Below are 18,481 nucleotides of genomic sequence, written 5' to 3'. Positions count from 1 at the left end.
GAAATGCACGTAGTGGAATGTCTAGGCTAAAATAGTGCATTAGACGTAAGTAGACGTAGGTTGGGTGGAGCGGAGCGCAACCCAACATATATCAGGATGTTGGGTTACGCAAAGCCTCCACCCAACCTACAATTTTTTTGCTAGGGCGTGTTTTTACTGTGTGCTTATGCGTTTAGAATAAAGTGAAGTGTAATACATGGCAAAGCTCAAAATCTCGAAAAAAATCTCCACTGCTTTAATCAATTCCCTTGGTGCGGGAGTAGTACCAAGAGTGGGAGTTGAATATATAGCAGTAGGTCGAGAAAAAGAACTCAAAAGCCTATTACAAAATCTCGATGATATTGCAGAAGGTGTAGCAGCATTTCGCTTCGTAATTGGTAACTACGGTTCCGGGAAAAGTTTTTTATTACAACTAATTCGCAACCGGGCGATGGAACAAGGTTTTGTAGTAGCTGATGCTGATTTATCCCCTGAACGCCGATTAGCTGGAAGCAATAATGAAGGTGTAGCCACTTATCGAGAATTAATGAGCCACCTAGCTACAAAAACTCGTCCTGATGGTGGTGCTTTAATCTCGATTTTAGAAGGATGGATTAATAAAATTCAACAAGAAGTGGTTAAAGAAACTGAAATGCGTCCGAATGACGATGGTTTTGATGACCAAGTTGAATCGAAAATTAGGGAAATAGTTCAGTATATTGAAGACTTAGTTCACGGTTTTGATTTTGGTAGCGTGATTATCGCTTATTGGCGTGGCTACCGATTGGATGATGATAATTTAAAAAATGCGGCGATGCGCTGGTTGCGTGGAGAGTTTATTACTAAAGTTGAGGCGAAAGCAGCTTTAGGAGTGCGCGTCATTATTGATGATGATAGTTGGTATGATTATATAAAACTATTTGCGAAATTTGTCGCTGAGATTGGCTATAAAGGGCTGTTAATTTTAGTTGATGAAGCTGTACATTTATATCAAATATCTACTACGGTAACGCGGGAAAAGAATTATAATCGACTCCTCGCAATGTTTAACGACACCATGCAATGCAAAGCTGAACATCTTGGGATTGTGGTTGGTGGAACAACTAAGTTTTTAGAAGACCCCAAACGGGGACTTTTTGCAGACCAAGCTTGGCAAAGACGTACAAAAGAAAGCCGTTTTGTTGCACAAGCTAATGTTCAGGAATATTTGGGGCCAGTGATTCGGCTAAATCCGTTGAGTGAAGCAGAAATTTTGACGCTTCTGCAACGTTTAGCTGAGATTCATGCACTCAATTTTGGCTATGAACAAACTTTGACAAATCGTGAGTTGAAGGAGTTTGTGCAAGAAGTTATTAATCGCTTGGGTGCAGAAGCATTACTTACACCAGGGGAAATTGTGCGAGATTTTATGAGTGTGCTGAATATTCTTTACCAAAATCCAGGAATTGCGTTTGGTGAATTAATTCATGGGTCTAAATTTAAACCTACTGCTATGGGTAAGGATGCAGATGTGGATGAGGATGGCGCAGCAGAATTTAGTTTGTAGTTTACTCTCTAGTAATTGGTAAGCCTAGCCAATCGCTAATTTCATGAGTTAGCCAGTCAAGTTCTAGGAGAGTCACAGGAAAACTATTAGCATCATTGGTAAAAATTTCATACTTTCTGCTTCCTGCCCAGATTATTAGGTAAGGTCTATTAGCCATATCTTTTGTGCGTTCCAATTGAGTAATATTTTGCGTTGGGCTGGGAAGTGGACTATGACGCTCAATCCCAAAAAGACTAAATATTCGTGAAATCTGTTGTCTAGTGATACGCAATCGCATTTCTCCAAAGAAAGCTGGCAAAATATGCAAAATATTGTTAGCTAAAAGGCAAACTAAAAATAACAACAGTATTATTAGGACAATTTTTGGAAAAATTACTATAGAATCATCTGAATCGGAACCCCTAATTATTATAAAAAACAATGAAAATGGCCCAGGTAGCATAAGAAGTGAAGCCCATAAATAAAATTTTGTTAATGTTGTCCATTCACCTATAGGCGGAATAATAATTTCTATAAAATTAACATTCTTATTCAAAACTACTTTACTACCAACAGGTTTTCCCACCGTTGAATTAGTCGCCCTTGTCTGAGTCTGAGTTGCATTTCCAGGTTGTTCTAAAGCTTGCAAAGCGCCTTCAGCAGAGGCTAAACGTTGACTAGCAATAGGTTCTGTCATCCGCCTTAACCAACTCTTGAAGCTAAAGCTAATATTAGCAATTTGTTCAAATTCAATTCGTAGGTCTGTTTGCGGTAAGTCTGCGGGATGCTGACCTGTCACCAAGTAAATTAAAGTTGCGCCCAAACTATAAAGGTCTGAAGCTGGAGTAGCTCTACCATTAAATTGTTCTGGTGGCATATAGCCGTAACTTCCCACAACTGTCATAGTGCTACTTCTTCTGGCGATGGTTTGCACTGAACCAAAATCTACTAAGTACACTTCACCCACACTATTACCAGAGCGATTTGTTAATAGAATATTGCTTGGCTTGATATCACGATGAATCACCGGCGGTTGACGGCCATGCAAATATTTGAGAATTTCTAGAATTGCTTTTGCTAGTTCCTTAACTTCTTCTTCACTGAAATTACGCCCAGCTTTGAGTTGTGCTTCTAGAGATTGGGCTGGGATATAACTTTGTACGAGTGCAAATCCTCTACTATTAGGTGAATCTAACTCAAAGTAGTCAAGGTAGCGGGGAATGGCTGGGTGAGAGAGTGCTTTGAGCGTTTCAGCTTCCCGCTCAAATAATTTGAGGTCGTTCCATTCAAACTCATTACCAAAGGAGAGTATTTTGACCACTACTAATTCTTGAGTTTGTAAGTCACGAGCTAGCACCGTCCGCCGTCCGGCTTTTTTGCCTAGTTCCTGTTGCACTTCATACCGTTCCAACAGTACCTCTTGGTTAGAATCTGCCGATTCTTGACTTGTCATTTGCTCGTGACTCTAAAGCTTTGTTGCTTTTATAGCTTTCCTGCTTGTTACTGCCCCACTGTAAAATTACTTAAGTTAGCAACAAGTATTAGGGAGAGTATTTTCAGGTTTAACAATACTGATCTGAGCGATCGCACAAGCATAGGTAGCTTAACTCACTTTAACAGACGAGCTGCTAGCGCAACTCAAGAGGCGGAGCCTCTCATAGGCATTCCCAGTCAGAGACTGGGAACGAGAGAACAAGCATTATTTTTCCGAAATTCGACCTACTATCTACTAGCACGCGTAGATTAAAATTCTGGGTAATTAGTTTAGACAAGCTACTACGCTGATTTAAAATAAGGTAAAAAAGTGTGTGAGTAGAAATGTCAGCCAAAGACTTATTCCATGAAGCAGTCAAGAAGGGTCTTCAGAAAGAGCAGTGGATAATTACACATGACCCATTAAGGATTGAGTTTGGCAAACACGATGAAGTTAGAATAGATTTAGGTGCAGAAAGACTCTTAGCGGCTGAAAAAGCAGGAGAAAAGATTGCAGTTGAAATTAAAAGTTTTTTGAGTGACTCAGCATTGTTTGATTTTCATCTCGCGCTGGGTCAATTTTTGAACTACCGTTTAGTTTTAGAAGGTAGTGAAAGAGAACGTGTATTATACTTAGCAGTGCCAATTGCCGCTTATGAATCGTTTTTTCAACGTGATTTACCCCAAGCATCAGTGCGGCAATACCGAATAAAGTTGATTGTATATGATCCAGTGGATGAGGTGATAGTGAAATGGATAAACTAGCATTTTATCGTCAGTGTATTCAAAAACTATTGACTGAATACGGCGATGTTAGACTGATAAACGGCCAAATTGAAACGCAAATAATTTTTGATACAGAACACGACCATTATCAAATTGTTGATTTGGGATGGGATAAACATCACCGCATTTATAATTGCGTGATGCATTTGGACATTAAGAACCATAAAATTTGGATTCAACGTAACCAGACTGATAAGTTGATTGCTGATGAATTGGTAACAATGGGTGTACTAAAAGAAGATATTGTATTGGGTTTGCAGCCTATCTATGCCAGAGAATACACAGGGTATGGTGTGGGGTAGGGCTAACCAAGTTCAATCGTATCCAAGCACGGGCCATACGGTTTGGTTAAGCCAAAAAAATAAAAATGTGTAGGTTGGGTTGAGGAACGAAACCCAAGTTTTACGAGGTTTGTTGGGTTTCGCAAAGCCTCAACCCAACCTACAAAGATTACTTAACTTGCCAGTACTATTCAGATAATTTTTTGAGTACATTTTGAACCTCACCTACCCTTTCTGGATTAAGTTCAATGTACCTTTCAGCCGCTATTTTGAGATATTTTTTGAATATTTCCTGAGAAACTATTATTTCATCTTTATCTAGAAAGCAAAAGCGAACTCTTTCAAACATATCATCCTCATCTTCGCAAGGAAATGCACACATATTATATTCATCACCATAACCAGTACCTTCAAGAAGATAATTTAATGCATCAGGGAAAGAGATACCCGCTATTGCATTAAAGTATGACTTGACTATCCAAAGTGGATCGGTTCTAGAGTCTACACCGTCAAATAATTCTTTGAGCATAAAAAATTAAGATGCATTTTCCCTGAAGATTAAACTGACTGCGTTGTTTACCGCACAACGGCCGCGCTCAGTGACCACCGCAGGTCTTACCCTGAGCCTGCTACGCGGAGCGTCTCCAAGAGTTGGGCATCGCAATAACTTACAGCAATTTTCGTCTTAAATAGACCACGCACTAGAGGCACAGCAATGCTCATTTGTGTCAATTTCAGAAGATAAAGCCCAAATTTAAGGGTGTAAGCGTCAATCTCTCGGTGACGCTTACGCGTGTATTTAACTAATCCGAAGAGTTTAGAGCATTTAATAAGATACCTAACAAAATCATCTGAGTCTTTAACAAAATTCTTTGGGAAATTCACAATAACACAACGTTTTCTAAAGTGTGTGTAAATCATATTTACACCACTATCAGTAGTATGTAAACGTATATGAATATTTCAAAAGTTATCTAGCTCTTGTTCAATATTTTTTATGAAAAAATAACCGTAATTATATGGGATTATATTTTTTGAATAAAAATAGCTACCTCTGTGTATGTTCATGATAAATGCTGTTGACGAACTGAAAAAATTAACCTATGGGATCAGCAATATTGTTCTCGGATAGCGTTCCTTTTATAAAAAGACAAGGGTAATAATAACTAATTTTAGGGCGATCGCCTTGTTGAAAGAGGATATTAAACTCTCGTGAAAGTGAAGATTGGTGGTAATTTCCATCCTGTAGCGATCGCCTTCGTGGTCGATTAGGTGTGAGAATGTTGCTGTTGTCAGAGTTTTTGGGAACTATAGGATTGTCAGACTAGAAACTTCTCAGTCAGTCTGCCAAAAAAATAGAGGTGACTTAGCTGCGATCGCACGGCAATAGTGAATAAGTAACAATGAGTAAAATTAATTTAAATACATGAATTACAAGCCAGATATAAAAATGCTTTATTTACCTGAAGATAGTTTAATTTTAGTAGTGGATGATACTAATACAAATTTAGAATTTGTATTTGAGGTATTAACTAATTTCGGCTTTGAAGTTATTACAGAAAATGATGGAGAAAGGGCAATTAAGCAGGCGGAATATAGACTACCTGATTTGATTTTGCTAGATGTAATGATGCCGGGAATAGATGGATTTGAAACCTGCAAAAGGCTGAAAGAAAATTTAGCTACTTGTGATATTCCCGTAATTTTTATGACGGCAAATTCTGATACGGATAGTAAGGTAAAGGGTCTAAGTATAGGTGCAGTTGATTACATCACTAAACCCTTTAATGAAGAAGAATTATTAGCTAGAATTAAAACCCATCTTCAATTACGAAATCTCACAAAAACTTTAGAAAAACGTGTTGCAGAAAGGACAGCAGCGTTGTCTAGGGCGTTAAAAGACCTACAAGAGTCTCAACTTCAGCTTGTACAGACAGAAAAAATGTCTGCCCTTGGTCAATTAGTAGCAGGAGTTGCTCATGAAATTAATAATCCAGTTGGTTTCATTCATGGCAATCTCGGACACGCTTCAGTATATTTCCAAGACATGATTAACCTCATTGATCTCTATCAGCAGCACTATCCTAATCCGGTTCCAGAAATTCAAGAGAAAATTTTAGCCATAGATTTGAAGTATATGCTTTCCGATCTACCTAATTTAATTTCCTCAATGCAAGAGGGTGTTCAGCGCATTCGCAACATTAGTACCAGTCTGAGAACCTTTTCTCGCTCAGATAGCGATCGCAAAGTTTATTGCAACATTCATGATGGCATTGACAGCACAATCATGATCCTTAAACACCGCTTAAAAGCATCCGAGCATCGACCCGATATTCAAGTAATTAGAGATTACGATAATTTGCCAGAAATAGAATGTTTTATTGGACAACTAAATCAGGTATTTATGAATTTGTTAGCTAATGCTATTGATGCTTTAGAGGAGTCTAATGCCGGACGCACCTATACTGAAATTGAAGCAAATCCCAATCAAATTTTGATTCAAACCACTCTGACTGAAGATAAAAATCATATCTTGATTCGGATTAAAGATAATGGCATGGGAATGTCGGCTGATATCCAGCAAAAAATCTTTGACTATTTATTCACCACCAAAGCTGTGGGTCAAGGCACAGGATTAGGATTATCAATTGCCCATCAAATTGTTGTCGAAAAACATGGAGGAACTCTGGAAGTAAATTCAGCACTAGGACAAGGTTCAGAGTTTATCATTAAGCTTCCTATTTAAATCCCAATACAGTTCAGTTAAGAGTCGATCCCCCCAACCCCCCTTAAAAAGGGGGGCTAAAAATGCCTTATTTTTCCCCCAATTTATCGGGGGACTAAGGGGGATCTCAAATGACTATGCACCAAAAACCGAGCAGTATTGGGGCTGTTATTCTCGGTTAAATTATGGGCTTAATGTGAATTTTAACAAAAAGAATATATTCCCAATTTAGGAATATTATCTAGGACTAAAGATATGACAAACGCCTGTCTACTTATTAGCAAACAGGCGTGTCTTTGAGTACAAACTTTGGTTGAGATTCGGGTTATTAAATCTTCGCAGTAGAATCAACTGAGGGTTGAGACTGACTAACCGAATCTAACTTTGGCAAAAGCAGTAGATTTTGTGGTTTTACACTACTGTTGATTGTTGCTTGCAAAATTGGGGTATGGGAGATGGAATTGTTAGCCAATGTAAACAATGGATTTGACAAAATCCCTGCTATAGAAGTGGCAATTAATGTTACCACCAACCCGACCTGCAAAGGTCTTAGCCCAGGCAAATCCCAACGCACTTGGGGATAATTCTTCACCGCGTCGGACATTTCATGGGGTTCTTTGACAACCATCATCTTAACTACGCGAATGTAGTAATAGATGGAGACGACGCTAGTAACTAAGCCCAGCAAAACTAACCAATAAAGTCCTGCTTGCCAACCAGCCCAGAATAAGTAAATCTTGCCGAAAAACCCCGCAAATGGTGGAATACCACCCAAGGAAAGTAGGGAAACACTCAATCCCAGTGTTAGGAGTGGGTCTTTTTGATATAAGCCAGAGTATTCGGAAATCTGGTCGGTTCCGGTTCGCAGTGAGAACAGAATGATGCAGGTAAAGCCGCACAGATTCATGAACAGGTAAACCAGTAGGTAAAATATCATACTGGCATACCCTGCCTGTGTACTAGCAATCAAGCCAATCATCACAAACCCAGCTTGGGCAATGGATGAATAAGCTAGCATCCGTTTCATGCTGGTTTGGGCTAGGGCGACTACGTTACCCAAAATCATGCTGAGAACGGCCAGAGCAGTGAAGACAAACCTCCACTCGTCAGCAACAAGGGGGAAGGCTGTTGTCAGCAAGCGGATGGCTAGGGCAAACCCAGCTGCTTTGGAACCGACAGATAAAAAGGCGATTACTGGGGTGGGAGCGCCTTCATAAACGTCTGGTGTCCACTGGTGGAAGGGTGCAGCAGAGATTTTGAAGCCAATACCGGCGATCGCAAAAACCAGGGCAATCACTAAACCTAAAGATTGTCCGACTTTAGCTGTGGCAATGCCATTAGCGATCGCACTTAATTCAGTTTGTCCTCCAGATAGTCCATACAGCAGTGATACACCGTACAAAAATATTGCCGTGCTGGAAGCTCCAATTAACAAGTATTTCAGCGCTGCTTCATTGGAGCGGGGGTCACGCTTGGTATAACCTGTCAACAAATAAGAGGAGATACTCAGGGTTTCTAGGGAGATGAAAATCATCACCAACTCACTAGCCCCGGATAAAAACATCCCTCCTAAAGTAGCACTCAGCAAAATAGCGATGAATTCGGCTAAAGGGGTGCCGCTCTGCTCAACGTAGCGAATTGACATCAGTATAGTAGCGATCGCAGACAAGGCAATAATCCCGCGAAAGACAATACTCAGGTCGTCACCGTTAAAGCTACCAGTAAAACCGATGGGATTAGGAGCGTCCCATTGAAAATATAGGGCGATAATCGAAGCAAATAAACCTGCGATCGCTAGATATCCAATCCAGCGTGCGGATGTACGCCCCAAAATCAAATCAACAATCAAAACCCCCAAGAGGGTGAGAATAACAATCCCCTCTGGTAAAATCGTTCCAGCGTTCAACTGGGATGCAATATTAGCAAAATCCATGAGATGTATAGGTTTTGGCGATTAGACGTTAAGGCTAACTCTGTTCACTCTAGCAAGTTTTCTAATTAAGAGACTAGCTCTTTTAACAAGAGCTTAACAGCTTGGGTAGAGATGGCGATCGCCAAGAAGGGAGGGCGAATGGAATAGAGCCTCCGGCACGCTGACGCGAACGCGGCTACACAAACAAAGTCTGCCTCCGCAGACTAAGAAAAAATTAAGGTTTTTTAACCCACGGAGGTGGGTTTTGCTTGTGTAGACGCGGTTTCTAACCGCCCTTTTAATTACGAATTACGAATTACGAATTACGAATTACGAATTATTTTAACTGCGCCCGAATCCTTGACCCCGCAAAACTTTTGACCATATAACTAATTCGCCCTGCTCACCGCCTGCGGACAGTAATTTGCCTTGGGGATGCCAAGCTAGACTAGAAAAACCTCCTGAGACACCTGTAATAATTTGGGATACTTCCTGGGCTTTGTTCCACAAACACAACCAACCATCAGCAGCAGCAGAAGCGAGAAGGAAGCTTTTAGGTGCAAAGGCGATCGCATTGATCACACCCACATGATTAGTTAATACTCGCGCTTCCCAACCCAAGGAATCATCCTCTAGCTTTTCCCACACCACAATACCTTCAACGCTAGAAGATGCCAGTATTGGCGCACCTACTTTCGTGGTAGCTTCTGACCATGCCAATTGGCGAATTTTACCAGGGAAGCCACGCATTACCCAAGGGTCGGGGTTGTTCCATTCCAAAACGGTGACACTCCGATCCATGTTGCCAGAAGCCAGGAATTTACCATCGGGCGACCAAGCCATAGCTAAACTGACAGTAGTCATATCTAAGCTGTATGGGTCTTCATCCCAGTTTTGACAATGCCAAATTTTGACTCCCTTATAACCACTAATGGCTAAATATTGTCCATCAATGCGCCAATCTATACCCAATACTGAAGAGTTGTCGAAATTCAGCGTCACGACAATTTCATGAGTATCTGCATCCCAGACTTGGACGTAACGCCCCAAACTAAAAGCCAGTTGGTTACTAGTATAATTCCAAGCTAGCTTGTCAACCCATGCGGGGGAATTTGACAACGTGGCGATTAATTCAGTGTCGCGCCAAATTTTCACCTGTCCATCTTGTCCGCCAACGGCTAAAAATTTTCCATCTGGCGAAAAGGCGAGACAGTCTACTGATTTACCGTTAGCAGTTTGTAAGGTTGTGAGTTCGCCATCATTCCACAAAACTACTTCCCCGGCGGCGGAAGTTGCTGCTAAAGTTTTACCTTGTGGCGACCAAGCGATCGCAGTTACATAATCTGAAAGTGTCCCCGAATAGTGTTGTTCAAATTCCTTAGATTTGCTGGTTGTGGAGTTCATATTTGTAAAGGGGGAGTGGGGAATGGGGAGTGGGGAGTGGGGGAGAAATGGGGAATGGAGATTGGTAAATTCCCTACTCCCTACTCCCCACTCCCTAAATTAAGCTAGACAAGCGAGAAAATCTTGTTTTAGTTGGGCTGCATCAAGGTTGCGACCGATGAAGACTAGTTCGTTTTTGGGAGTTTCGCTTGGTTTCCAGGGGCGATCGGGTTTGCCATCAAATATCATGTGTACTCCTTGAAACACAAATCGATTATCTTCTCCAGCAATATTTAAAATGCCTTTCATCCGAAAGATATCTGGCCCTTGGGTACGCAGTAATTCGGAAATCCAAGCGTTTAATTTTTCTCCATCGACTGCACCCGCTTCTACTAAAGCCACAGAAAAGACAGTTTCATCGTGTACGTGGGCATCTTCGCCTAAGAAATTTGGATCAATTTCTAATGCGCGGTCTAAATCAAAGGCTTTTACACCTAATAAAGCATCCATTCCTAGTTCAGAATTTTGGGTACGGTAGATTTTTGCAATCGCATTCATCGCCCGAATCCGTTTTTCTAATTCATCCAACTCTTCCGGCGCTACCAAATCTGTTTTATTAAGTAAAATCACATCGGCAAAAGCAATCTGTTCTTGGGCTTCGTCTGCATCCCAGTGCTGCCAAATATGCTTGGCATCTACGACTGTCACCACCGCATCTAGAGACAGTTGACTTTGCAAATCTTCATCTACAAAAAATGTTTGAATCACTGGTGCAGGATCGGCTAATCCAGTCGTTTCAATTACTAAATGGTCAAATTTATCGCGCCGCTTCATCAAATTGCCAATGATCCGAATTAAATCGCCGCGCACTGTACAACATATACAGCCATTGTTCATTTCAAATATTTCTTCATCTGCATCGATAATCAATTGATTATCAATACCCACTTCCCCAAATTCATTGACAATCACAGCAACTTTTTTGCCGTGTTCGTAGGTGAGGATGTGATTGAGTAGAGTCGTTTTACCTGCTCCCAAATAGCCTGTAAGAACAGTAACGGGAACTGAATTGTTGATTACGTCAGCCACCATACTCTAAATTCCCCTTGTCTCACCTTGTGGATAATCATTATCACATATCATAAATCTTTTTATATTTTTGTGCTAACTTGCTGTTATTTTGAGTTTCAGTAAAATAATTACATAATTTAATCACTAAACATTTTATTTTTGTGCATCTGTAATAAGTCATAAATATTCACAAATTGGGGTAGCCTAATAGGTATATTGCATACAACCACTAATCGGTTTTCAGTGATTAGTTTTTAGTTGTCAGTTAACGCCGATATAGTGGGGGACTCTGACTCCCAATTTACTTACAATTCTTAACTGATAACTTATAACTGTTGAAAAGCTTACTCCATCTTAGTTTCAGCCTTAGCGTACAATTTTCCGGTTTTGGCACAGTGATGCCACATTCAGCTATGCTGTTTGTTCTTTGCGATTTCTATAAAAGATAAAAGCGGCAAAACTGATAAAGGCAATAGCTATAAATACCGAAAAATCTTTCGCACTACTGCGGCTACTCAGATTAACTCTAGGGATGATAGTCCAATAACTGTCGTCAATAGCAACTCCTTGCTTTTCTAACCACGTTCTCACTTCTCCTTCTCCACCCTCAGTCACAAATCCACTCACCGTTACTGTTTCACTTTTTGGATCTTTGTGAACATACTCTTCAATATGACCCTTGTCTAATGAAATAATCAAATGAACCGGGGTGTTCGACTGAGAATTCTCTCTCAATGGAATATAGACTTGAGGTATACTAGTTCCCTTTTGTGTTACTAACACATTGGGATCTGGATAGCCTGAAATATTGGCATAAAAACTGTGTTCAGCAATTTTGCCGGAAGTTAGTTGAGCGATGTTAATCGTACCGATATCTTTGCCGAATGATTGCGCTAATGTAATATTCAATACAACAAACCCGATAATTAAAATAATTATCGGCATGATCGCATTTTTTAGAAGTCGGTTATTTGTCAAATCATCAATTATATTCCACTTAGCAGAAAATTCTTTATCTGGATTTGGACTTTGAACTCGATTGCGTAAATAAGTTATGAACAATAGAACTGGAAGATTAACGATCGTTACACTTACAGATGGCCACTGCTTACCAAACAGACTTATCTGCATTTCTCCCAAAAATTTCACTGGGCCAGTATAGTGAAAGTCCCAATATATTGTCAGTGCAAGATACGCACAATACGCTAGAGATAAATATTTTATTTTTTGATTGTTACTCATTTCTAAAATTTTGATTGCTGCTCACTTTTTAACCTCTTTGAGGTTAAACCGAGATCCGTATTCAAACGGAAATAGGGGCAGATATAGCAGTGCAATTTAGCGATCGCTAATTTCATACCATTTATCTTTAGAGATTACATCACCCTTAGCTTTAGTAGCGTCCTAACCACAATCTCAAGGATATGGAGAAGAATTAAATATCACTGATACCCGATAATATTCAAAGCCTCTCTCCTTTTAGGAGAGAGGTTTGGAGAGAGGTCAGAGTATATTGCATACAAACGAGAAGCGCTATCTGATAATAATTATCGCAAACAATAAAATTATACTTTGATGGATAAGTGAGGATTTAATTTTTAGAAGAGAACAAAAAATCTTGAACTGCTTCTAAAACAACTGCTGGGTATTCTTCATGTAGTCCCAGAGAACCAGGTATAACAACGCTTCTCACTCCTGGTAAGGCTACCAAAGCGTTCATTTCTTCTCGTGATTTCGGGGGGCTGGATTCCCCAATTACTACCATGAGCGGTACGGTTAAAGACTGCACAAGTTTCAGAAAATCAGATTGTTTGTGTACAGCATCGAGATTACCAGTTACAAAGGCAGCAGATGCAAATCGCGCTTCTGGTTTTTGAGTCGTATGCCACTTCTTCTGAATGAAACTGGGTGTAATTTTAGCCGCGTCAGTAAAGACATGACGGCGGTACATAAAACTTAAGAAAGATTGGGTAGTGTTGAGTTTGTAGAGAGCTTGACCAAGTATAGGCGATCGCACCAATTCTCTCACAATGCCAGCTATCTGTTGACTTGCCCCCATTGTCGGCAAAGGTCCACGCCAAGTAGGAGCTAACAACACAATTCGTGAGAAAGCAGCAGGTTGTTTCACAGCTAATTGTAAAACGTAACTAGCAGCATGACCAGCCGCGATCGCAGTAATAGGAGTATTAAAAATAGCTTTGACAAAATCTTCCAGAAATTGCTGATATATTTCCGGTCGATAATTCAAACTAGGGCGAGAAGATTGTCCAAATCCTGGCCAGTCTATGGCTACAACTTGAAAATTGGGAGCTAGTAACTTGGCAAGTTCGCCCATTTCCAAGCGCGTCGAAACAGTGCTGAAAGCTGGTAGTAGCAATAGCGGTGAACCTTTACCGAGGGTTTCATAAACAACGCGCAATTGCTTATTTTCCCAATTCCAGAGATATTCTTGAACTACTCCACCAAAGCCAATAGCAGCAGAGGTAGATAATAAATTTGTTGACATGAGACTAAATTTATTATTAAGAGTGAGAATTAAGAGTAAAGCAGAGCTATTTCATTTTCATCTAGTCCGCCTCAGAATGAATTCTGAGTCTAATAGCGAAAGTCGTCTTAAGACGACTGAGAAAAGATTATAGGGGAACATCCCAATTTTGCCAAAATAAAATTTGTAGTGGGAGCATCTTGCTCCCTAATGTCCAGGAAGCGGGCTTCTAGCCCGCACTACAAAAAATAAATTTACACATTTGGGATGCTCCCGATTATAGTCCGTTTTAACGGACTTGAGCTATTAGCCCGGAACTGAAGTTCCGGGCGGTTTCTGTCTCGAACGAAATAGCACTGAAGACACGATTAATCGCGTCTGTCATTTGTTTAGTTAGGCAAATCCAACTTACATTCCAATGCTTTTTTTTGCATGGTTTTAAAAATGTTGTAAAACCCATTAGCGCGGGAAGGTGTCAGGCTAACATTTAAACCTGTAGCTTGAATAAAATCGGGAGTAAGTTGGACAATTTCAGTTGGCGTTAGTCCATCCAATCCTTCAACCAGAAGCCCTACTAATCCTTTGGTTAACTGGGAATCGGAATCGCCTTCAAAAACAACCTTACCGTCATCCAAGGCTGCTGTGATATAAACTTGAGACACGCAACCAGGAACTTTATTTTCCGGTAATTTATCAGCTTCTGGGAACTCATTGAGCTTCTGAGCATACCACATTAGCTGTTCATAGCGTCGCTTCGGTTCGGAAGCGCGTTGAAAGCGCTGGACAATTTTAGCGAGCGCAGGTGGCAAAGAATCTAGAGTTGAGGACATAACAGAAGCTGCAAATGATCGGTATCACCTTGAGTGTAGATTATCTTTGGAGCGATGCATACGGCGGGCTGCGCCGACGCGCCGACGGTTCACCAAGGCATATCTTGACTATAACTTGTCAAATCCAAATAATTGCTGCGATCGCATTCACATCTATCAAGTTTTTTTAACAAAGTATGTTCAGTTTAATTCCCCAGCAAGACAGGCAGCACGAATTGAACGCCTAATTGAAATCCTCCGAAGTAATGCGAGTCGGAAACCGTCCCCACAAACTTCTCTTCGTCACAAAACTTAATTACGAATTACGAATTACGAATTATTTTAAACCCTCAATTAGCCACTATTTGGCGATGAGATGCTTAGGTTGGGCTGCCCCTACGCACTTACAAAATTAGCTGCAAGTATATTTTAACTAAGCAGCTAGATAATTATCAATAATTAATTAAAAATTAAAAATCAAAAAAAAATTCTGATTTTTAATTTTTAATTTCTCTCCCTTAAGGATTAATTCGTAGTTTGTGCAGCTAGCATCTGCTTCAGCTTTTCTAATTCCGAAGCCCAGCGAGGATCTGGACGAATAGTGTCTGAATCGGTAGTCGTGGTGCTGCTTTCACGAGAACCACCGCCACCGCCACCGCCACGACGAGGCTGCTTCTTAGAGCTTTTCTCACGACGGCTACCTTCTTTGTTAGGGCTAGGAATGGGGGTACTACTAGCAAGAGTAACTGGTTTCGGAGCTTGCTCTTCGCCCTCATCACCCTTTGTACGAGGTAATGCCTTCTCTAGCTTAATGGGAGTGTCTTTGAACATCTGACCATTATATTTTTCAATAATTTCGTCAGCTTGTTCGTCGTTGTTGACTGTCAGAAAACCAAAACCACGGCATTTGCCAGTTTTGCGGTCTTTAATTAATTTAGTAGTTACAGCCTCACCTTCTGCTGCAAAAACTGCTTGTAGATCTTGACGATCTATTTCATCTTTAGGCAAATTACCTATATATAGGCGAACGGACATGAACTATACCTCCAGAGTTGAATGAACATGGCAAGGCAAGAAAACAATCATTTAGCTTTGGCTTTTAAATAGATGCTATTGACCAAGACTGCCATTAACCAATTTTTTTGCTCGAAACTGTCAACCTATACAACAATACAGTTTTTCGTCGGGATCAAGCTTGTTTAATCCAAAGGCTCACACTATGGTGAGCTAATAACACCTTAATTCTAAGAATTGTAAATTTAATAGTCTAGTACCTGCTAGAGTACACGCTTTCTTCCATGCATGCCCTTTTTCGCAGAATCAAATACCATTCCTTACATTATCACGGTATTTTCTACGTAGCTAGTTTAGCGCATACATTTCCGACTTAGTATTACTGCATCGTAACATAAAACACATTTTTTTATTCCAGGGGGCATATTTTGAAACAAAAACCAGCCAGTGGCTGGTTAATTTGCTGCTGTGTTGGCAGGGTAAAAGGTATGGAGATAGGGAAAAAGCATCCGAATTCACAACTAAGCTGTGGTGCTGAGTTACGTCGCCTGCTCTGGTTTCTGTAAATAAATGTAACATTTGGAAACAAAACCTGCAACTTTTGTTTACATTCCGATTTGTCCTTTGTCCTTTGTCCTTTGTCCTTTGTCCTTTGTCCTTTGTCCTTTGTCCTTTGTCCTTTGTCCTTTGTCCTTTGTCCTTTGTCCTTTGCTAATGACCAATGACCAATGACTAATGACTAATGACTAATGACTAACCAGTGAGAAAAACGTATGCGCCCCAAGCCTGTGCTGCAACTGCCAAAAAAATAGACCAAATGGGATGAGCGCTATGAATGGTTTTACCACTTTGAGTTTGCAGGGTTTGGATATCGATCCAAGGTGTTGCTCCTCGCCGGAACCAACCTGTGACGATAATTTGCCGACCAATCAAATCTTGGTGATTAACTGACTGTCCGAACCAAGAAATGTGGTGTAATTTCACCAAGCCCGCGCTCGATTGGAGGATTAAATCTTGCGCTAGGGAGTTGCTAGTGCCTTGACGACCTAATAGTTTGCCCACAAGACGCACGCTAATGCTGTCAATGGGTAAGGCAGAAGGGTCAGATAACAGGTTGGGTAAGCTGTCGTCAGTTTGGACGGTGGCCGGTTTAATATCGGGGAAGAAAGGATTAATCCGCATCACTGTACCGATGCTAAAGCCAATCAGAAGGCAGCCTGTAATGAAAGACCAATCTTCATATATCCACTTTAGATTTAAAAACTTGAGTGCGAATGCTAGTTGCCAGGTTAGCCAGACGAAAACTGCAAACAGAACCCCTAGAGGAATTCCCAACCAGGGAGCGATTTGTAATAAGAAAGACTGACGCTTAACTTTTGATGGTTCGCTACTAAAATGTAGTTCGGTGTCTAGATGCCAGTGACGGGCTATTTGGCAAAGGCGATCGCATCGATCGCCCATTAAAGGATGACTATTATTAATCGTAAACCATCGGCGATAGGGATTGGCAGTATCCCACTTCAAAAAGGATTCAAAAGATAAATTACTGGCAATAGTGCCTAAAGAAAGGCTCTGTTGGTAGCTAACTGGTGTCAGAAGATTTAAGCTTTCTAGTTGCCAACTGGTGTGTTCTTCTCTTTGGATATCAGCTGCAATGCCAATGGCAATTTTGAGTAAGGCACGAATCAACGCATTGGGATTACCAGTAATTTCAGCAGCGACGCGATCGCTATAATAAAGCCGCAACCGCGACAACCACAATCCAGTCCCAGTCAGCAAACACCAAACTCCATAAATTAGACTAGCCAGAATTGTCACCGGCGATCGCCAAATTTTCCCTGATATTTTGTCTCCCAACTCCGACACTTGCTGATATAGCTGATAAATTGGTAGTGTCACCAGCAGCAACAAAGACATCACAGCAAAATCCCAGTGAGCAATATGCCCTAACTGCGTGGCGTAAATAATGGCGATTTCATCATCTGCTAGTTGTTCTAATAACCCCTGACTCACAACAATCCTGGCATTACGTGGTAAACTACCATAGGTCAGGATAATTGGTGCAGCCATTGGTAAAATCCGCAGTTTCGGTAACGGCCAGTGTCGTTGTTGGCAACAACGTTGTAGCACCCGAAGGGCTTCGCGGCTATGAGCATTCAATACATCTTTAGGAAATTCTCGCTGACCATACAACTTCGCCAGTAGCAGATCCAGCAACCAAGGTGATATTCCGATCAAAATCACCAATACTACTAGCAACAATTTAGTAGGGTCGCGGTAGAAAAGCTGCAACGGCTCCAGATAAGGTAGTTTGACTAAAGTCTGGTTAATAAATCCCATTGCTAACTTCAGGATTTCTCGCATCACCCAAAACAGGGCGATAAATGTTCCTGCTGACAGTAGCCGCAAAGGAATTAATTTCGGTTTACGTAGGGGTTGCCATGCTCTGGCGCGTTGTGCTTGTCGCCAATAAATAACGCCGAATAATTTAGCTTGAGTGCGGGTAACAGAACCCATGAAGCCATTTAGGGGCGCAGTAGCTGGTGGTAGTGCTACTGTAGCTTTGAGCCTCGTTAGTGGCACCATCGGCGGGGTGTCGTCGCTTTTGGTTTCTATTACTTGATCATTTGGCTTTTCCTCTAATGTCGGAGTTTCCGGGGTTGAATCTGGGGTTGAATCTGGGGTTGAATTATCAAAGGCAACAAATCCAGTTTCGACATTTTTTGATTCTTGATCAGGTTTTTTACGTTTTGTCAGGTGTTCGAGAGCGCGTGTTGCCCACTCTTGAACTTGGGGATTGTTACTCTCAATGAGATTCTGGGAAATAGCGATCGCTTTGGGAACTTCGCCACTACGAGCATAAGCCATCACTAAACCAACCTGGGCTTGTAAGCTAGCAGTCGCATTGCTTTGGCTGCTAGCAATCGGTTCTAGTTGAGCGATCGCTGTTTGGTAATTTCCCTGCTTGAGGGCAACTAAACCAGCCTCCAAAGACGGTTTGGCGTGTGAAGGCATACAAATTCTGGCACTCCAATCTC

The 18,481-nt window shown here is 41.0% G+C and carries 15 protein-coding genes; 5 read left to right on the top strand and 10 right to left on the bottom strand.

Going from position 1 to position 18,481, the window contains the following annotated elements; translation table 11 throughout:
• The first annotated feature begins 196 nt into the window (after positions 1–196).
• Positions 197–1,525, top strand: coding sequence for an ATP-binding protein (locus V7K27_RS33305; protein ID WP_334952962.1), 1,329 nt, complete (start codon positions 197–199; stop codon positions 1,523–1,525).
• 1 nt (position 1,526) lies between these two features.
• On the opposite strand, the gene V7K27_RS33300 is transcribed toward V7K27_RS33305, so the two are convergent.
• Positions 1,527–2,957, bottom strand: coding sequence for a serine/threonine protein kinase (locus tag V7K27_RS33300; RefSeq protein WP_334952961.1), 1,431 nt, complete (start codon positions 2,955–2,957; stop codon positions 1,527–1,529).
• A 365-nt stretch (positions 2,958–3,322) separates the two neighbouring features.
• On the opposite strand from V7K27_RS33300, the gene V7K27_RS33295 reads away from it, so the two are divergent.
• Positions 3,323–3,742 (top strand): XisH family protein, encoded by a 420-nt coding sequence (locus V7K27_RS33295; protein WP_334952960.1) that lies wholly within the window; start codon positions 3,323–3,325, stop codon positions 3,740–3,742.
• The gene (locus V7K27_RS33290) at positions 3,730–4,065 is read left to right on the top strand and encodes a XisI protein (protein WP_334952959.1); all 336 of its coding nucleotides are present in this window, start codon (positions 3,730–3,732) and stop codon (positions 4,063–4,065) included. Before V7K27_RS33295 ends, V7K27_RS33290 begins: the two co-directional genes overlap by 13 nt.
• 166 nt (positions 4,066–4,231) lie before the next feature.
• Here the strand turns inward: V7K27_RS33290 and cdiI are convergent, their stop codons facing one another.
• Complete coding sequence (gene cdiI, locus V7K27_RS33285) at positions 4,232–4,573, bottom strand: ribonuclease toxin immunity protein CdiI (RefSeq protein WP_334952958.1); 342 nt, start codon at positions 4,571–4,573, stop codon at positions 4,232–4,234.
• Between the two features lie 897 nt (positions 4,574–5,470).
• Between cdiI and V7K27_RS33280 the strand changes: the two genes are divergently transcribed.
• Positions 5,471–6,790, top strand: coding sequence for a sensor histidine kinase (locus V7K27_RS33280; protein WP_442947668.1), 1,320 nt, complete (start codon positions 5,471–5,473; stop codon positions 6,788–6,790).
• Positions 6,791–7,097: 307 nt separating this feature from the next.
• On the opposite strand, the gene V7K27_RS33275 is transcribed toward V7K27_RS33280, so the two are convergent.
• The 6 genes from V7K27_RS33275 to V7K27_RS33250 form a co-directional block, all read right to left on the bottom strand.
• A complete protein-coding gene (locus tag V7K27_RS33275) occupies positions 7,098–8,702 on the bottom strand; it encodes an NAD(P)H-quinone oxidoreductase subunit N (RefSeq protein WP_334952957.1) in 1,605 nt (534 codons plus the stop codon).
• A 321-nt stretch (positions 8,703–9,023) separates the two neighbouring features.
• A complete protein-coding gene (locus V7K27_RS33270) occupies positions 9,024–10,085 on the bottom strand; it encodes a WD40 repeat domain-containing protein (RefSeq protein WP_334952956.1) in 1,062 nt (353 codons plus the stop codon).
• 99 nt (positions 10,086–10,184) lie between these two features.
• On the bottom strand, positions 10,185–11,156 hold the full coding sequence (locus tag V7K27_RS33265; protein WP_334952954.1) for a CobW family GTP-binding protein: 972 nt from the start codon (positions 11,154–11,156) through the stop codon (positions 10,185–10,187).
• A 390-nt stretch (positions 11,157–11,546) separates the two neighbouring features.
• Positions 11,547–12,266, bottom strand: a complete 720-nt coding sequence (locus V7K27_RS33260) for a hypothetical protein (protein ID WP_334952953.1) — start codon at positions 12,264–12,266, stop codon at positions 11,547–11,549.
• 460 nt (positions 12,267–12,726) lie between these two features.
• The gene (locus V7K27_RS33255) at positions 12,727–13,641 is read right to left on the bottom strand and encodes an alpha/beta fold hydrolase (protein WP_334952951.1); all 915 of its coding nucleotides are present in this window, start codon (positions 13,639–13,641) and stop codon (positions 12,727–12,729) included.
• A gap of 368 nt (positions 13,642–14,009) precedes the next feature.
• Positions 14,010–14,450: a SufE family protein gene (locus tag V7K27_RS33250; RefSeq protein ID WP_334952948.1), complete on the bottom strand. Its 441-nt coding sequence runs from the start codon at positions 14,448–14,450 to the stop codon at positions 14,010–14,012.
• 14 nt (positions 14,451–14,464) lie between these two features.
• Here V7K27_RS33250 and V7K27_RS33245 point away from each other — a divergent pair, with 14 nt between their 5' ends.
• Positions 14,465–14,620 carry a hypothetical protein gene (locus V7K27_RS33245; RefSeq protein ID WP_334952946.1) on the top strand — a complete coding sequence of 52 codons (156 nt, stop codon included), beginning with the start codon at positions 14,465–14,467 and terminating at the stop codon, positions 14,618–14,620.
• A 334-nt stretch (positions 14,621–14,954) separates the two neighbouring features.
• Here the strand turns inward: V7K27_RS33245 and V7K27_RS33240 are convergent, their stop codons facing one another.
• Both V7K27_RS33240 and V7K27_RS33235 read right to left on the bottom strand, forming a co-directional pair.
• Positions 14,955–15,464 carry an RNA recognition motif domain-containing protein gene (locus V7K27_RS33240; protein ID WP_334952944.1) on the bottom strand — a complete coding sequence of 170 codons (510 nt, stop codon included), beginning with the start codon at positions 15,462–15,464 and terminating at the stop codon, positions 14,955–14,957.
• A 732-nt stretch (positions 15,465–16,196) separates the two neighbouring features.
• Complete coding sequence (locus tag V7K27_RS33235; protein WP_334952942.1) at positions 16,197–18,458, bottom strand: M48 family metalloprotease; 2,262 nt, start codon at positions 18,456–18,458, stop codon at positions 16,197–16,199.
• Between the last annotated feature and the right edge of the window lie 23 nt (positions 18,459–18,481).

The sequence above is a fragment of the Nostoc sp. genome (genome assembly GCF_036919575.1).
Lineage (GTDB): Bacteria > Cyanobacteriota > Cyanobacteriia > Cyanobacteriales > Nostocaceae > Nostoc.
This window is presented reverse-complemented; position numbering and strand designations above follow the sequence as displayed.

What these genes read in the sequence shown, in the direction of transcription:
- V7K27_RS33305 (WP_334952962.1), top strand. Translation starts at nt 197, where the DNA reads ATGGCAAAGCTCAAAATCTCGAAAAAAATCTCCACTGCTTTAATCAAT.
- V7K27_RS33300 (WP_334952961.1), bottom strand. Translation starts at nt 2,957, where the DNA reads ATGACAAGTCAAGAATCGGCAGATTCTAACCAAGAGGTACTGTTGGAA.
- V7K27_RS33295 (WP_334952960.1), top strand. Translation starts at nt 3,323, where the DNA reads ATGTCAGCCAAAGACTTATTCCATGAAGCAGTCAAGAAGGGTCTTCAG.
- V7K27_RS33290 (WP_334952959.1), top strand. Translation starts at nt 3,730, where the DNA reads ATGGATAAACTAGCATTTTATCGTCAGTGTATTCAAAAACTATTGACT.
- cdiI (WP_334952958.1), bottom strand. Translation starts at nt 4,573, where the DNA reads ATGCTCAAAGAATTATTTGACGGTGTAGACTCTAGAACCGATCCACTT.
- V7K27_RS33280 (WP_442947668.1), top strand. Translation starts at nt 5,471, where the DNA reads ATGAATTACAAGCCAGATATAAAAATGCTTTATTTACCTGAAGATAGT.
- V7K27_RS33275 (WP_334952957.1), bottom strand. Translation starts at nt 8,702, where the DNA reads ATGGATTTTGCTAATATTGCATCCCAGTTGAACGCTGGAACGATTTTA.
- V7K27_RS33270 (WP_334952956.1), bottom strand. Translation starts at nt 10,085, where the DNA reads ATGAACTCCACAACCAGCAAATCTAAGGAATTTGAACAACACTATTCG.
- V7K27_RS33265 (WP_334952954.1), bottom strand. Translation starts at nt 11,156, where the DNA reads ATGGTGGCTGACGTAATCAACAATTCAGTTCCCGTTACTGTTCTTACA.
- V7K27_RS33260 (WP_334952953.1), bottom strand. Translation starts at nt 12,266, where the DNA reads ATGCAGATAAGTCTGTTTGGTAAGCAGTGGCCATCTGTAAGTGTAACG.
- V7K27_RS33255 (WP_334952951.1), bottom strand. Translation starts at nt 13,641, where the DNA reads ATGTCAACAAATTTATTATCTACCTCTGCTGCTATTGGCTTTGGTGGA.
- V7K27_RS33250 (WP_334952948.1), bottom strand. Translation starts at nt 14,450, where the DNA reads ATGTCCTCAACTCTAGATTCTTTGCCACCTGCGCTCGCTAAAATTGTC.
- V7K27_RS33245 (WP_334952946.1), top strand. Translation starts at nt 14,465, where the DNA reads ATGATCGGTATCACCTTGAGTGTAGATTATCTTTGGAGCGATGCATAC.
- V7K27_RS33240 (WP_334952944.1), bottom strand. Translation starts at nt 15,464, where the DNA reads ATGTCCGTTCGCCTATATATAGGTAATTTGCCTAAAGATGAAATAGAT.
- V7K27_RS33235 (WP_334952942.1), bottom strand. Translation starts at nt 18,458, where the DNA reads ATGCCTTCACACGCCAAACCGTCTTTGGAGGCTGGTTTAGTTGCCCTC.